We start from the raw sequence: 14710 nt of genomic DNA, 5'->3' as shown, positions 1-14710 counted from the left end.
GAAGCGCAGTAATGTGTGGAGCTGACCGGTACTAATAGGCCGAGGACTTGACCATAAAGCGTTTTGCTCGCGTCCACTGTGTGATTCTGAGGCAGCAGGCACCGTCTGCACCCCCGGAACTGGTTGGTTTCGGGTTGGGTGCGCGTGTTTGTGTGTTTCATAGTGTTACGGCGGTTATGGCGAAGGGGAAACACCCGGTTACATTCCGAACCCGGAAGTTAAGCTCTTCAGCGCCGATGGTACTGCACCGGGGACGGTGTGGGAGAGTAGGTCGCCGCCGGACAATCTTTGAAGCGGGGCTCTGGACGTTCGTTCGTCCGGGGCCCCGCTTTTTTGCGTGCCCGTTTTCGTGTCCGCTTTCCATGCCCGATTTTCGTGTCCGCGTTGTGCGGGTTTCACGGCCTCCCGGCCTCCGGGTTTCACGGTCTCCGGCGCTCCCGGTCTCCGGGTTTCCGGGTTTCGGTTTTTTCCGGCGGGGTCTTCGGCGAAAGCCCGAGGCCCCGCTTTTTCATGCCCGCCTCAGGACCGGAGCCGGGCCCCATACGCGCGGAAGGCCCCGCTCCCTGTCGGGGAGCGGGGCCTCAGCCTCGCCAATGCGAATCCCTGCCGGATCCCGGGGGCCCGGCTCCGGTCCTGGGTCCTTCATCGGGCCGTAGGCCGGCCCATGGGCGGTCAAGCCCTGGGGCCGAGCCCTGAAAAAATCCCTGGACCAAGCCCTGAAGGTCACCAGGAGACGGGCCCCGTACGAATCACGGCGTGATGAAAAGGGCGTCGCCCACGGTGCGTTCCACGCCATCGGACGGGCGGTTGACGACCTTGCGGCCGACGACCATCGCGGACGAGCCGCCGCCGTCGAGGTTGACGGCCTGCTTGGCGCCCAGCCAGCGCATCAGCTGGGCCGCCTCCACCATCGAGGCGCCGACGCTCACGCCGGGATCGCGGCCGTCGACCGTCGCCACGATCAGCCCTCCGGATCTGCCGATGCCCACCAGCGTGCGCGGATGGCGGCGGAGCATCATGTTGACCGATGCCTGCCCGTCGGCCTTGGCGGTGATCTGCACCCGGCCGTTCCTGACGAGGCCGACACCCCCGCCCATGATGTGGGTCTCTGGGGTGAGGGGGACGCCCTTCCCGGTCCGCAGGTCGATGACCTTGTTGTCGATCCTCATCGTGGAGCCGTCGAGGGCGTGCGACAGCAGCCACTCCGCCATGCTCCCGGTTCCGTGGAGGACGGAGGAGTCGCGGGGGACGGCGCCTCCGGCCTCGCGGGTGACGACCCTGCCCTGGGCGTCGATCACGACTTCGGCGCCGCCGTCGGCCGCGGTCTTGGCGCCGAACTCCTGGGTGTAGAGGACCAGCTCGTCGGGGCCGGCGGCCCGGTTGATGCCCTTGATCTCGGTTCTGGACCCGTCCGAGGAGACGGCCGTGGTCACCGACTTCAGCTCGGTGATCCGGGCCCTGCGCCCGTTGAGCACCAGCCCGCTCCGGCCGGCGACGGCCTCGCTGAGCAGTCTGCCGCCCACCACGGAGACGCCCACGGGGTCCCCCTGGAGCTGCTTCGGTGTGTGGATGTTGAAGAAGCCGCCGTTGACCCCGGCGATGGCGCCGAGATGCTTGGCCATCGAGCTGGTCGTCTCACGCTTGGCGACGCTCACGCCGACGCTGGTCTTGAAGGACCCCCTGAAGAGCCTGGGGTCGACCATCAGCACGTGCATCTTCCATGGGCCGGTGGTCTCGGCTCCGTCGTCGGCGAGGTAGTCGGCCTTGGCCTTGATGCCGGCCTCCTTGAGATCCTTGACCATCTTGTCGGCTTCGGCGCGCTGCTTGAGCGTCCACTGCCCGATGCGGACCATGTACCGCTCCACCGCCGGGGCGTCGGCGGCGGCCGGCTGGACGATCCGTACCACGGCGGGGGTGAACCCCGCGGCGGAGGCTTCCTCGGCCTTGAGTTGCGCGGCCTGCAGGGTTCCGTCGTCGTGCCCGTTGGGCATCAGCAGCGACACGGTCCAGCCCTGCGTGGACCGGCCGTGCGCCAGGTCGAACAACCGGACGCCCCGGGCCACCTCTCGCTGGTTCTTGACCAGGGGACGGCTCTGTTCCTGTCCCAGGGGGAAGGCCGACGTGGGGAGCGTCAGGTTCGTCTGGTCCGCGTGGGCCGGAACCGCCGTGGCGGCCAGTGCGATGGCGGAAAGCCCGACGATGATACGTCGCGACATGTGCGTGTTTCTCTCTCCCCGTTGACGATCAGACTTCGGTGCACCATCGTGCCGAAGATCCACACCGTCCGGGGAGTGAAACGCACAAAAAGCCACGAGAAAGTCCGAGAAAGCATTGGGATATCCACCGCGCCGTCGCGTGGAACGGCCGGGGACCCGGTACGGCCCCGCCCGGGGGAATCGGCCGTGCTGGTCAATAGGGGTTAGTTCCCCGCGGTTTCGCTGCGAGGGCGGGAGCACGGCGTTACGGTGCAGTAGCCGCATTCCCTCAAGACCGGGCGGCACAAGTTGCGAGAGGCAGCCGTCATGGGGCTGAACATTCTCATTGTGATCATCGCGAGCATGGTCCTTGGTTTCATCCTCGGCGTGGTCATGGCGCGGCCACGGCGCTGGGATCTGTACGTCTGCGCCGACGACACCGTTCACGCCGACGCGGGGTCCGACGGGCCGTCATAGGCGGGTGTGAGCCGCGCGGAGCCCGGGTTCCGCACGGTTCGCGGGGTCCCGTACGGTTCGCGCCGTCCTCCAGGACGGCGACCGGAAGGGCACGATCCCCGCGGCCCCGGACATCTCCGCGGTCCCGGACATCTCCGCGGTCCCGGACATCTCCGCGGTCCCGAACATCCCCGCGATCCCGGACATCTCCGCGGTCCCGAACATCCCCGCGATCCCGGACATCTCCGCGATCCCGGACATCTCCGCGGTCCCGAACATCCCCGCGATCCCGGTCATGGGCGTTTCAGCCGCGGGGGTTGTCCCTCCGGAAGGACTCCAGCGCCAGCAGGGCGACGTGGAGGGAGAGGCAGGACTCGACGTCGTCCAGGTCGGTGTCGAGGATGCGTTCCAGGCGGTGGAGCCGGTCGTAGAAGGCGGGCCGGGACAGATGGGCCTTCTGGGCGGCGACGGCCTTGTTGCGGCCCGAGTCGAGGTAGATCCGTAGGATCCCGGTCAGGTCGCCACCGCGCTGGGCGTCGTGGGCCAGCAGGGGGCCGAGCTCGCGCTCGGCGAAGGTCTGCAGCCGGGCGTCGTCCCTGAGCAGGTGCAGCAGGCCGCGCAGCCGCAGGTCGGGGAGGCGGTAGAAGGGGCGGCCGTCGGGCTGGCGGAAGGCGACGTCGGCGACCTGCTCGGCCTCCAGGAAGCTTCGCCGTACGTCGCGGAGGGATTCGACGGCCGAGCCTGCGGCGAGGACGAACGTCGTGGCGAACGTCGTGCGCAGGCGGTCGGCGAGCGTGGCCAGCGCCGACTCGACCGGGGTGCGGGGCGGCAGAGGGAGCAGGACCCCGACGCGGTTCTGGTCGAGGGCGCCGACCAGAGCGGGCAGCCGGGCCTCGCGACAGGCGGCCGCGGCAGCCTCCGCGAGATCGCCGAGCCTGGCGAGCTGCTCCTGGCCGTCGAGGGGGTTCTCCGACGCCTCGGCCAGTCGCAGGACCACGCTGACCAGTCTGCGGCCGGTCAGCGGCACCCCGACCGCCCGGGCGCGGGCCGCCGCCTCGTCGGGATCGGCGTAGGCGTGGGAGAGGATCCCGGCGATGATCGTTCCGTGCGCCTGGCGCTCCAGCGACTCCTGGTGGCGTTCCAGCAGGCGGCCCAGGGCGAGGGTGGTGGCGGCGCGTTCGGCGAGCACGATGTCGCGGGGGTCGGGGTCGGCGTCGCACAGCATGATCAGCCGCCCCCAGTCCTGGCCGCGCGCCCCGACCATCGTGACCAGCCAGCCGGCGGCGTCGTCGTAGGCGGTGCGCTGGCCGGGGGCGACCGCCCGGGACCGCGTCTCCCAGTTCGCCAGCAGCGTCCCGGTGTCGCGTCCGGCGGTGTCGCAGGCGAGGACCTGGTGGGCGAGGTTCTCCAGGAGGACGGGCCGCCCGGACAGCCGCGCGACCTGACGGAGGACCTCGGCGGGGGAGGCGCCCTCGACCGAGAGCTCGGTGAACACCTCGTGGAGCTGCTCGGAGGCGCGCAGCTCCTCCAACTGGATGTCGATGATCCGGGCGTGCACCGACTCGGTGATCTGCACGAACGGTGTCTCGCGGCCGAGCGTGATCAGCGGCAGGCCGTGCTTCTCGGCGGCGTTGACCACGCTCCTGGGCAGTTCCCTGACGAACTTGCGGCCCAGCTCCACGATCAGCCCGGAGGCGCCGACGGCGGCGAGCTCGGCGATGTAGTCGGCGAGCCGGTCGGGGTCGTCGGGGAGCGCGATGCCGGTGGTGAGCACCAGTTCCCCGCCGCGCAGCAGCTGGGCGATGTCGGTGACCTCTCCCACGTGCACCCATCGCACGCGGGTGTCCAACCGGTCGGCTCCCGCGACGACACGGGGATTGCCCCGACGGACGGTGTCGAGGGCGAGCACGTCGGCGATCGTAGGGAGCACTCACCGAGGGTATCCGATCAGCGTGTAAATACGGATTGCCGGTGCTTTACAGGATGTTTCGCGACATTGTGAGGTTAACCGCTTTCGTGGTGCCGACCGTGTCCCACCTGGGTCTTCGGGCAGGCGAGGCCGTACCCGTATCCGGGATGCGGCGGTGTGGTACCCATAGGGCCTGAGGTCGCTCGACCCCCCAGGCGGAACTGGCAGAAGAGGCGATGGTGGACATGGTTGAGACCCCCGGCACCGATGGTCGCGGAACGGCCCGGGGCGCCTCAGGGGTGGAGGATCCGGACCTCCGCCAGCTGCTCGCCGGTCTCACGGCGGTGCGTGACGGCGACTTCGGGACGCGGCTGCCGGACGACGGCGACGGGCTGCTCAAGGAGATCGCCACCGTGTTCAACGGCATGGTGGACCAGCTCTCCCTGTTCACCTCGGAGGTGACGCGGGTGGCCCGCGAGGTGGGCACCGAGGGGCAGCTGGGCGGCCAGGCCGAGGTGCCGGGCGTCTCCGGCACGTGGAAGGACCTCACCGACTCGGTCAACGCCATGGCGGGCAATCTCACCGACCAGGTCCGCGACATCGCCCAGGTCGCGACCGCCGTGGCCAACGGCGACCTGTCGCAGAAGATCACCGTGGACGTCCGGGGCGAGATCCTGGAGCTGAAGAACACCCTCAACACGATGGTGGACCAGCTGTCGTCGTTCGCCGACGAGGTGACGCGGGTGGCGCGTGAGGTGGGCACGGAGGGGCGGCTGGGCGGTCAGGCCGACGTCAAAGGCGTCGCGGGCACCTGGCGCGACCTCACCGACTCGGTGAACTTCATGGCGGGCAATCTCACCGACCAGGTGCGCTCGATCGCCCAGGTCACCACGGCGGTGGCGCGGGGAGACCTGTCGCAGAAGATCACCGTGGACGCCCGGGGCGAGATCCTGGAGCTGAAGAGCACCATCAACACGATGGTGGACCAGCTGTCGTCGTTCGCCGATGAGGTGACGCGGGTGGCGCGTGAGGTGGGTACCGAGGGGCGGCTGGGCGGTCAGGCCGACGTCAAGGGCGTCTCCGGCACCTGGCGCGACCTCACCGACTCGGTGAACTACATGGCGGGCAACCTCACCGACCAGGTGCGCAACATCTCGCAGGTGGCCACGGCGGTCGCCCGCGGCGACCTGTCACAGAAGATCACGGTCTCGGCGCGCGGCGAGATCCTGGAGCTGAAGAGCACCATCAACACGATGGTGGACCAGCTGTCGTCGTTCGCCGACGAGGTGACGCGGGTGGCGCGTGAGGTGGGTACCGAGGGGCGGCTGGGCGGTCAGGCCGACGTCAAGGGCGTCTCCGGCACCTGGAAGGCGCTCACCGAGTCGGTCAACGTCATGGCCGACAACCTCACCGCCCAGGTCCGCTCGATCGCCGAGGTCACCACGGCGGTGGCTCGGGGAGACCTGTCACAGAAGATCCGGGTGGACGCCCGGGGTGAGATCCTGGAGCTGAAGGAGACCATCAACACGATGGTGGACCAGCTCTCGGCCTTCGCCGACGAGGTGACGCGGGTGGCCCGCGAGGTGGGCACCGAGGGCAACCTCGGCGGGCAGGCCACGGTCCGGGGCGTCTCCGGCACCTGGAAGGACCTCACCGACAACGTCAACGTCATGGCGAGCAACCTCACCGGCCAGGTGCGCTCGATCGCCCAGGTGGCCACGGCGGTGGCCCGCGGCGACCTGTCGCAGAGGATCACGGTGGAGGCGAAGGGCGAGGTCGCCGCGCTCGCGCAGACCATCAACACCATGGTCGACACGCTGAGCGCCTTCGCCGACGAGGTGACGCGGGTGGCCCGCGAGGTGGGCACCGAGGGGCAGCTGGGCGGCCAGGCCCGGGTGCCCAACGTGGCCGGCACCTGGAAGGACCTCACCGACAACGTCAACTCGATGGCCAACAACCTGACCAACCAGGTGCGCAACATCGCGCAGGTCACCACGGCGGTCGCCCAGGGCGACCTGACCAAGAAGATCGACGTCGACGCCCGGGGCGAGATCCTGGAGCTGAAGACGACGATCAACACGATGGTGGACCAGCTGTCGTCGTTCGCGGCCGAGGTGACGCGGGTGGCGCGCGAGGTGGGCAGTGAGGGTCGGCTGGGCGGCCAGGCCGAGGTGGAGGGCGTCTCCGGCACCTGGAAGCGGCTGACCGAGAACGTCAACGAGCTGGCCGGCAACCTGACCCGCCAGGTCCGCGCCATCGCCGAGGTGACCAGCGCGGTGACCTCGGGCGACCTGACCCGCTCGATCACCGTGGACGCCTCCGGCGAGGTGTCCGAGCTCAAGGACAACATCAACTCCATGGTGAAGTCCCTGCGGGAGACCACCCTGGCCAACCAGGAGCAGGACTGGCTGAAGTCGAACCTGGCCCGCATCTCCGGCCTCATGCAGGGCCACCGCGACCTCGCCGTCGTGGCCGAGCTGGTGATGAACGAGCTGGCCCCGCTGGTCTCGGCCCAGTACGGCACGTTCCTGCTGGCCGAGGAGACGCCCGACGGCCCCGAGCTGCGGGTGGTCGGCGGCTACGGGCACCGGGAGACCGATCGCCGGCACCGTTTCGGCGACTCGCTCGTCGGGCAGGCCGCGCTGTCCAGGCGGCCCATCCTGGTGGAGGACGTCGCGCCGGGGTATCTCACCGTCGCCTCCAGTCTCGGCGCGGCCACCCCGGTCGGCCTCATCGTGCTGCCGATCGTCGTCGAGGACCAGGTGCTCGGCGTGATAGAGCTGGCGAGCCTCAACCGCTTCACGAAGGTGCACCGGGCCTTCCTGGAGCAGCTCGCCGGGACCATCGGCGTCAACGTCAACACGATCGTCGCCAACGCCCGGACCGACTCCCTGCTGGCCGAGTCGCAGCGGCTCGCGGTCGAGCTCAGGATCGGCCAGGAGGAGCTGCAGCGCTCCAACGCCGAACTGGAGGAGAAGGCCGAGCTGCTGGCCCGGCAGAACCGCGACATCGAGACGAAGAACAAGGAGATCGAGCAGGCCCGCCAGGAACTGGAGGACCGCGCCAAGCAGCTCTCGCTGGCCTCGAAGTACAAGAGCGAGTTCCTGGCCAACATGAGCCACGAGCTGCGCACCCCGCTCAACTCGCTGCTCATCCTCGCCCAGCTCCTGGCCCAGAACCCGGCCCGCAACCTGACCGCCAAGCAGGTGGAGTACGCCAACGTCATCCACTCGGCGGGCACCGACCTGCTCCAGCTCATCAACGACATCCTCGACCTGTCCAAGATCGAGGCCGGGAAGATGAACATCACGCTGGAGCCGCTGGACCTGCGCCAGCTCCTCGACTACGTCGAGGCGACCTTCCGCCCGCTGACCACGGAGAAGGGCCTCAGGTTCGACGTGACCGTCGCCCCGGACGTGCCGGAGGAGCTGCTGGTGGACGAGCAGAGGCTCCGGCAGGTGCTGCGCAACCTGCTGTCCAACGCGGTGAAGTTCACCGAGGCGGGGTCGGTCGGGCTGCGCATCGAGCGGCTGGCCGACACCGAGGTCCTGGGGGTTCCGGGGCAGGACGTGCTCGCCTTCCACGTCGCCGACACCGGTATCGGCATCGCCAAGGAGAACCTCTCGCAGATCTTCGACGCCTTCCAGCAGGCCGACGGCACGACCAGCCGCAAGTACGGCGGCACCGGGCTGGGCCTGTCGATCAGCCGGGAGATCGCCACGCTGTTCAACGGCGAGATCCGGGCGGTCAGCGCCCTCGGCGAGGGGAGCACCTTCAGCCTCCTGCTGCCGATCGCCGGTGTCGTGCCCGGCACGGCCGGGCCGGCCGCCGTCGAGGCCGCCCGGACCGCCTCCCTTCCCGCACCCGGCGGCCGGCCCGCCCTGGAGACGGCCGAGGCCGGTTCCGCATCCGTGGGCGGCGCGGCGCAGGGGACGGAGGGGCGCCGGCTGCTGGTGGTGGAGTCCAGGCCCAACGGCCTGCTCTCCCAGCTCGCCGAGAGCGTCGTCGCCGACCTGAGCGCCACCCACGGGCCGGTCGTGGTCTCCACCGCCGGCGACCCGGCCGCCGCGATCGACATCCTGAAGGGCGCCGGCCACCACTGCATCGTGCTCGACCTGGGCATGCGGCAGGACGGGGCGGCGGAGTTCCTGCGGTTGCTCGACGAGGACCCGGCCCTGCGAGGGCTTCCGGTGCTCGCCCACCACACCCGCACCCTCACCAGGCCGCAGGAGAACCTCCTCAAGGGACGCTCCAGCACCCAGCCGCTGGAGCGCATCCCCAGCCTCGACGAGCTGCGCGAGCGCATCGCCCTGCACCTGTCGGCGCACGCGCCCGGCGACGTGCTGCCGCTGGTGCAGTCCAGCCCGGAGGAGCACCCCCAGGCGATGGACGGCGCGGACGCCATGCTGGTGAACCGCAAGGTCCTGGTCATCGACGACGACGTGCGCAACGTCTTCGCGCTGACCAACATCCTGGAGCTGCACGGCATGCAGGTGCTCTACGCCGAGAACGGCCGCAGGGGCATCGAGGTGCTCTCACGCAACGAGGACGTCGACCTGGTCCTGATGGACATCATGATGCCGGAGATGGACGGCTACGCCGCCACCGCGGCCATCCGGAAGATGCCGCGCTTCGCCGGCCTGCCGATCATCGCGGTGACCGCCAAGGCCATGCACGGCGACCGGGAGAAGACCCTGGCGGCGGGCGCCAGCGACTACGTCACCAAGCCGGTCGACGCCCAGGAGCTGATCTTCCGCATCCAGCAGTGGATGGGCCTGTAGGTTCCGCTTCGGCGGACTCCCCGTCCCGCCGTACGGCTTCCCGTACGCACGCACGCACGTACGCACGGCCGGGACGGAGGATCCGCGGGCCGCTCACACCCGGGGGGTGAACCGGGCCAGGTCGTAGATGCCGAGGTTCTTCTCGATGTCGGCGACCCGGTTCACCATGTCGGCGAAGCCGTTGGGGCCGAAGCGGCGGTGCTCGTCCTCCTCGAAGACCTCACTCAGCTCAAGCAGCTCCCGGGGCGGAAGGAGGTCCCGGAAGGCGGGGAAGACGACGGTGTCCTCGCGGGCCTCGTGCGGTTCGTACATCCGGATGAACGCCGCCATGTCGGCGACCAGGCGGCGGCGGGCCCGTGCGCCCGGCGCCCCGGCCGGGCCGGTGGCCTTCAGGATCCGGGCGGTCAGGACGCGGCCCCGCTGGTGCTGGAGCCGGAGCGTGTCCACGGTGCCGGTGAGCCGGCCGGCCTGCCGCAGCCGGGGGAAGACGTGCTTCTCCTCGTTCTCCTCGTGGTACTGCTCGATGAACTCGCGGATGATGCGGGCCCCCTCGTGCAGCTCCCGGGACGGCACAGGTTCGCCGCGGCCGATCCGCCGCATCCCCTCGCGGTAGACCAGCAGGACGCGCTTGAGGACGCCGTGCTCGCGCATCAGGTCCTCCGGCGGTGTGACCGGCACCTCCTCCGGGCTCTCGGCCCCCTCCCCGGAGGGCCCTCCCGGCGTGGGGGACGGGTCCGCTCCGTCCGCCCTGGCCGCCGGCCGCGGACCGGCCACGGCTCCGAGCGCGAGGACGGGCAGACCGAGGAGGTCACGGCGGCGCACCGCCGGGGACGGGGAGTCTCCAACGACGTCCATTCCAGCCATCACCGCCTCGCCGTGCTCGATCGCCGTGCCGCCGCCCGCCGGGGGCGTGGTCGGATTTCTTCCCGGGTGTCACGGCGCCACGCCGCGGCCCGGGTACGGCGTGGGTAATGCTTCGGCCGTCCTCAGCCGGACGGCGGCGCGTCCCCGCGGTCCAGGCGGACCTGGAGGCCGTCGATCACGCAGGTCAGGCCGAAGTCGAAGGCGGCGGCGCGGCTGGCCTCGATGTCCATGTCCTTGTACAGGGCGTAGTGCGCGGCCAGGTCGGGGTGGTCGCGGACGGCGTCCTCCGCCACGCTGTGCGTCGCCTTCATCAGTTCCGTGTCGCTCACCCGGGTGGAGCCGAGGGCGGCGCGCCAGGCGATCTCGGGCGTGGTGACGCCGAGCACGAAGGCCAGCAGCGTGGACCAGGCGTGGTCCACCGCCATGCCCGCGAACCCGGCCCGCCGGCACACCTTCATCAGCCTGTCCACCAGCGCGACGGCGTTGGGGCCGAGGGAGGGCCGTGACCCCAGGAGAACGGCCGCCCAGGGGTGGTCCAGGAGGACGGCGCGCATGCTGCGGGCGAAGACCGAGACGGCCTCGCGCCAGGCCGTGTCCTCGTCGGGCAGGGTGATCCCGCCGTAGACCTCGTCCACGGCGAGCTCCAGCAGCTCGTCCTTGTTGGCCACGTGCCAGTAGATGCTCGTGGCCCCGGACCCGAGCTTCGCGCCCAGGCGGCGCATGCTGAGCGCGTCGAGGCCCTCGGTGTCGAGCAGCTCTATGGCCGCCCGGACGATCTGTGCCCGGCTGAGGGTCGCGCTCCTGGCGGGCCGGGGCTCGCGGGTCCAGACGGAGCTGAAGGGCTGGTTCACCCCTCCAGCATAAAAGGGATCGCACACCGTTCGATTTTGTCGTACGGTGTGCGAGTGGAATCGCACACTGTACGAGCCGAGCCGCACCCCCGTCGCTGGTGGATCCTGGGCGTGCTCTGCCTGAGTCTCCTCGTCCTCGTCGTCGACAACACGGTGCTGAACCTCGCCATCCCGTCCCTGATGAGAGATCTGGGGGCCACCCCCGCCGACATCCAGTGGATCATCGACGCCTACGTCCTGGTCTTCGCCGGGCTGCTGCTCACCGCGGGCAGCCTGTCCGACCGCTACGGCCGCAGGCGCTTCCTGATCATCGGCCTGCTGCTGTTCGGCGGCGCGTCGCTGGTGGCGGTGCTGGTCACCGAGCCCTGGCAACTGGTCGCCGCCCGCGCGCTGATGGGTGTCGGGGGCTCGATCCTGATGCCGAGCACCCTGTCGATCCTGATCACCGTCTTCGACGACACCGAGCGCCGCAAGGCCATCGCCGCCTGGAGCGCGGTGGCGATGGTCGGCGTCATCGCCGGCCCCACGCTGGGCGGCTTCCTGCTGGAGCACTACTGGTGGGGATCGATCTTCCTGATCAACGTGCCGGTCGCGGTGCTCGCCGTCGTCGCCGCCGCGCTGCTGATGCCCGAGTCGCGTGGCCCCGCCCGCCGGCTCGACCCTCCCGGCGTGCTGCTGTCGGTCACCGGCATGGCCGCGCTGGTCTACGCCGTCATCTCCTCGCCGTCCAGGGGCTGGACCTCGCCCGAGGTGCTCACCGCCGCCGTCCTGGCCGTGCTGGCGCTCGGCGGGTTCGTGCTCTGGGAGCGCCGCAGCGCTCATCCGATGCTGCCGCTGGAGCTGTTCCGCGACCGGAACTTCAGCGGCTCGTCGTTCTCCATCGTGCTGATGTCGTTCGGCACGGGCGCCCTGCTGCTGATGCTCACCCAGTACCTCCAGTTCGTGCTGGGATACGGGGCGATGAAGGCCGGGCTGGCGCTGCTGCCGTACGCCGTGGCCGCCGCGGTCTTCAACATCCTGGGCGCGGGGCTCGGCCAGAAGATCAGCAGTCGCACGCTGGCGGCGGTGGGTCTGGCCGTGATGGCCCTCGGGTTCGGCGTCCTCGCCTTCATGACCGCCGACACCGGGTACGGCCTGCTGATCACGGGCCTGATGCTCATGGGCGTCGGCGCCGGTGTCGCCGGGCCCGCCGTCTACGCGACGCTGATGGGCGCCGTTCCGCCCCAGCACGCCGGCGTCGGGTCGGCGCTCAACGACACCGTCCAGCAGGTCGGCATGGCGCTGAGCGTGGCCGTGCTCGGCAGCGTGCTGGCCGGGGTCTACCGCTCGTCCATGCCGGAGTCGGCGCCCGCCGCGGCCCGCGACTCCGTGGCCGTGGCGCTGCAACTCGGCGACCCCGGGCTGGCGCGGACCGCCCGGGAGTCCTTCGTGTCGGCGATGACCTTCGGCTCCTGGGTGGGGGCCGCCTTCACCCTCGCCGCCGCCGCCCTGGCGTTCGTGCTGCTGCGCCCGGCGGTTCCGGCGGCGCCGGCCGAGCGGTCCGACCTCGTGGAGGCGGGCGGCTGACGCCGGACACCGCCCGCCCTGGACCGCCCTGGCCACTCCGGACCGCCCCGCCCGCCTCCGGGGGCGGGCGAGGGCGGCCGGAACGGCGGGGCCCGGGGTGACGGGGCCCAGAGTGGCGGGCCCGGAACGGCGGGGCCCGGGACGGCGGGCTTTACACAGTGACGGGCCAGGCCGGAATGTCCCGACAGGTTGCCCGTGGGAGAGGGGTTCGGAAACAGGGATACTCGACGTATGTCGGACCTCCTCGCGCGCCACCGGGCGGTAATGCCCAACTGGCTGTCCCTTTACTACAACGAGCCCATCGAGATCGTCGGCGGCAAGGGCAACCGGGTCGTCGACGCCTCGGGCAAGAGCTACCTCGATTTCTTCGCGGGCATCCTCACCAACATGATCGGCTACGACGTGGCCGAGGTGCGGGAGGCCGTGGAACGCCAGCTCGCCACCGGCGTCGTGCACACCTCGACGGTGTACCTGCTGCGCGGCCAGGTCGAGCTCGCCGAGAAGATCGCCCGCCTGTCCGGCATCGAGGACGCCAAGGTCTTCTTCACCAACTCCGGGACCGAGGCCAACGAGACCGCGCTGCTGCTGGCGACCTACGCGCGCAAGTCCGACCAGGTGCTGGCCATGCGGCAGAGCTACCACGGCCGCTCCTTCGGGGCGGTCAGCGTCACCAGCAACCGTTCCTGGAAGAACAACTCGCTGTCGCCGCTGAACGTCCACTTCCTGCACGGCGCCGACCGGCACCTGGCCCAGTTCCGCGGGATGTCGGACGCCGACTACATCGCCGCGTGCGTCGAGGACCTGCGCCACGTGCTCGCCACGTCCGTCGGCGGCGACGTGGCCGCGCTGATCGCCGAGCCGATCCAGGGCGTCGGCGGCTTCACCATGGCCCCCGACGGACTGTTCGCCGCCTACAAGGAGGTCCTCGACGCCGAGGGCATCCTGTTCATCTCCGACGAGGTGCAGACCGGCTGGGGCCGTACCGGATCGGCGTTCTTCGGGATCGCCAACCACGGCGTCACACCCGACATGATGACGTTCGCCAAGGGGCTGGGCAATGGCTTCGCGGTCGGCGGCGTCGTCGCCCGCGGCGACCTGATGGACGGTCTGCACGCGGTCGGCCTGGCCACCTTCGGCGGAAACCCGATCTCGATGGCCGCCGCCAACGCCACCCTGGACTACGTCCTCGACCACGACCTGCAGGCCAACGCCGCCCGCACCGGCGCCCTGATCATCGACGGGCTCCGCGAGGCCGCGCCGCGGCTGCCGGTCGTCGGCGACGTCCGCGGCAAGGGCCTGATGTTCGCCGTCGAGCTGGTCGACCCGGCCACCGGCGCCCCCTCCCCGGCACTCGCGGCCCGGTTCATGGAGGAGACGAAGAAGGCCGGTCTGCTCGCCGGCAAGGGTGGCCTGCACGGCAACGTGCTCCGCATGGCCCCGCCGCTCACCCTGACCCTGGACGAGGCCGCCGAGGGCCTCGGGATCATCGTCAACGCGCTCGAAGTCGTCAACGCCGAGGTCGTCTCGTCATGAAGAACATCACCCACTGGATCGCCGGAGCCACCGCCGAGGGCTCCGGCCGTACCTCCGACGTCTTCGACCCGGCGACGGGCGAGGTCAGCGGACGGGTCCACCTGGCGTCGGTCGCCGAGGTCGACGCCGCCGTGGCCGCGGCCGCCGCGGCCTACCCGGCGTGGCGGGACGCCTCGCTGGTCAAGCGGTCGCGGGTGCTGTTCCGCTTCCGCGAGCTGGTGGACGCCCACGCCGGCGAGCTGGCGGCGCTGATCAGCGCCGAGCACGGCAAGGTCCACTCCGACGCCCTGGGAGAGGTGGCCCGCGGCCTGGAGGTCGTGGAGTTCGCCTGCGGCATCCCGCATCTGCTCAAGGGCGGCTTCTCCGAGGGCGTCTCCACCCGGGTCGACTGCTACTCGATCCGCCAGCCGCTGGGCGTGGTCGCCGGGATCACCCCGTTCAACTTCCCGGCCATGGTGCCGATGTGGATGTTCCCGATCGCGATCGCCTGCGGCAACACCTTCGTCCTCAAGCCGTCCGAGCGGGACCCGTCGGCGTCGCTGCTGATGGCCGGGC

General features: G+C 70.5%; 8 protein-coding genes and 1 rRNA gene. 5 read left to right on the top strand and 4 right to left on the bottom strand.

Annotated features, from left to right (window positions below):
• The first annotated feature begins 166 nt into the window (after positions 1 to 166).
• Positions 167 to 283 (top strand): 5S ribosomal RNA (gene rrf / locus IEZ10_RS37950).
• A 466-nt stretch (positions 284 to 749) separates the two neighbouring features.
• On the opposite strand, the gene IEZ10_RS37945 is transcribed toward rrf, so the two are convergent.
• The gene (locus IEZ10_RS37945) at positions 750 to 2216 is read right to left on the bottom strand and encodes a phosphodiester glycosidase family protein (protein ID WP_189251334.1); all 1467 of its coding nucleotides are present in this window, start codon (positions 2214 to 2216) and stop codon (positions 750 to 752) included.
• Between the two features lie 739 nt (positions 2217 to 2955).
• Positions 2956 to 4581: a PucR family transcriptional regulator gene (locus IEZ10_RS37935; protein ID WP_189251332.1), complete on the bottom strand. Its 1626-nt coding sequence runs from the start codon at positions 4579 to 4581 to the stop codon at positions 2956 to 2958.
• A 224-nt stretch (positions 4582 to 4805) separates the two neighbouring features.
• Here IEZ10_RS37935 and IEZ10_RS37930 point away from each other — a divergent pair, with 224 nt between their 5' ends.
• Complete coding sequence (locus tag IEZ10_RS37930; RefSeq protein ID WP_229812075.1) at positions 4806 to 9341, top strand: HAMP domain-containing protein; 4536 nt, start codon at positions 4806 to 4808, stop codon at positions 9339 to 9341.
• A 93-nt stretch (positions 9342 to 9434) separates the two neighbouring features.
• Here IEZ10_RS37930 and IEZ10_RS37925 read toward each other — a convergent pair whose 3' ends face one another.
• Together IEZ10_RS37925 and IEZ10_RS37920 are read right to left on the bottom strand one after the other, a co-directional pair.
• The gene (locus tag IEZ10_RS37925) at positions 9435 to 10196 is read right to left on the bottom strand and encodes a hemerythrin domain-containing protein (protein ID WP_189251330.1); all 762 of its coding nucleotides are present in this window, start codon (positions 10194 to 10196) and stop codon (positions 9435 to 9437) included.
• A 131-nt stretch (positions 10197 to 10327) separates the two neighbouring features.
• Positions 10328 to 11056, bottom strand: coding sequence for a TetR/AcrR family transcriptional regulator (locus IEZ10_RS37920; protein WP_229812074.1), 729 nt, complete (start codon positions 11054 to 11056; stop codon positions 10328 to 10330).
• Positions 11057 to 11110: 54 nt separating this feature from the next.
• Here IEZ10_RS37920 and IEZ10_RS37915 point away from each other — a divergent pair, with 54 nt between their 5' ends.
• The 3 genes from IEZ10_RS37915 to IEZ10_RS37905 all read left to right on the top strand — a co-directional run.
• Positions 11111 to 12622 (top strand): MFS transporter, encoded by a 1512-nt coding sequence (locus IEZ10_RS37915; protein ID WP_189251328.1) that lies wholly within the window; start codon positions 11111 to 11113, stop codon positions 12620 to 12622.
• A gap of 231 nt (positions 12623 to 12853) precedes the next feature.
• A complete protein-coding gene (locus IEZ10_RS37910) occupies positions 12854 to 14155 on the top strand; it encodes an aspartate aminotransferase family protein (RefSeq protein WP_189251327.1) in 1302 nt (433 codons plus the stop codon).
• Positions 14152 to 14710: aldehyde dehydrogenase family protein (locus IEZ10_RS37905; protein ID WP_189251326.1), on the top strand; the 559-nt coding region annotated here is incomplete at its 3' end. The genes IEZ10_RS37910 and IEZ10_RS37905, both read left to right, overlap by 4 nt.

This window comes from Streptosporangium pseudovulgare (genome assembly GCF_014648055.1).
GTDB lineage: Bacteria > Actinomycetota > Actinomycetes > Streptosporangiales > Streptosporangiaceae > Streptosporangium > Streptosporangium pseudovulgare.
Note: the sequence above shows the minus strand (reverse complement) of the source record. Positions and strands in the feature narration are given on the sequence as shown.

Coding starts and splice junctions, on each gene's coding strand:
- IEZ10_RS37945 (WP_189251334.1), bottom strand. CDS start 2,216: ATGTCGCGACGTATCATCGTCGGGCTTTCCGCCATCGCACTGGCCGCC.
- IEZ10_RS37930 (WP_229812075.1), top strand. CDS start 4,806: ATGGTTGAGACCCCCGGCACCGATGGTCGCGGAACGGCCCGGGGCGCC.
- IEZ10_RS37925 (WP_189251330.1), bottom strand. CDS start 10,196: ATGGACGTCGTTGGAGACTCCCCGTCCCCGGCGGTGCGCCGCCGTGAC.
- IEZ10_RS37910 (WP_189251327.1), top strand. CDS start 12,854: ATGTCGGACCTCCTCGCGCGCCACCGGGCGGTAATGCCCAACTGGCTG.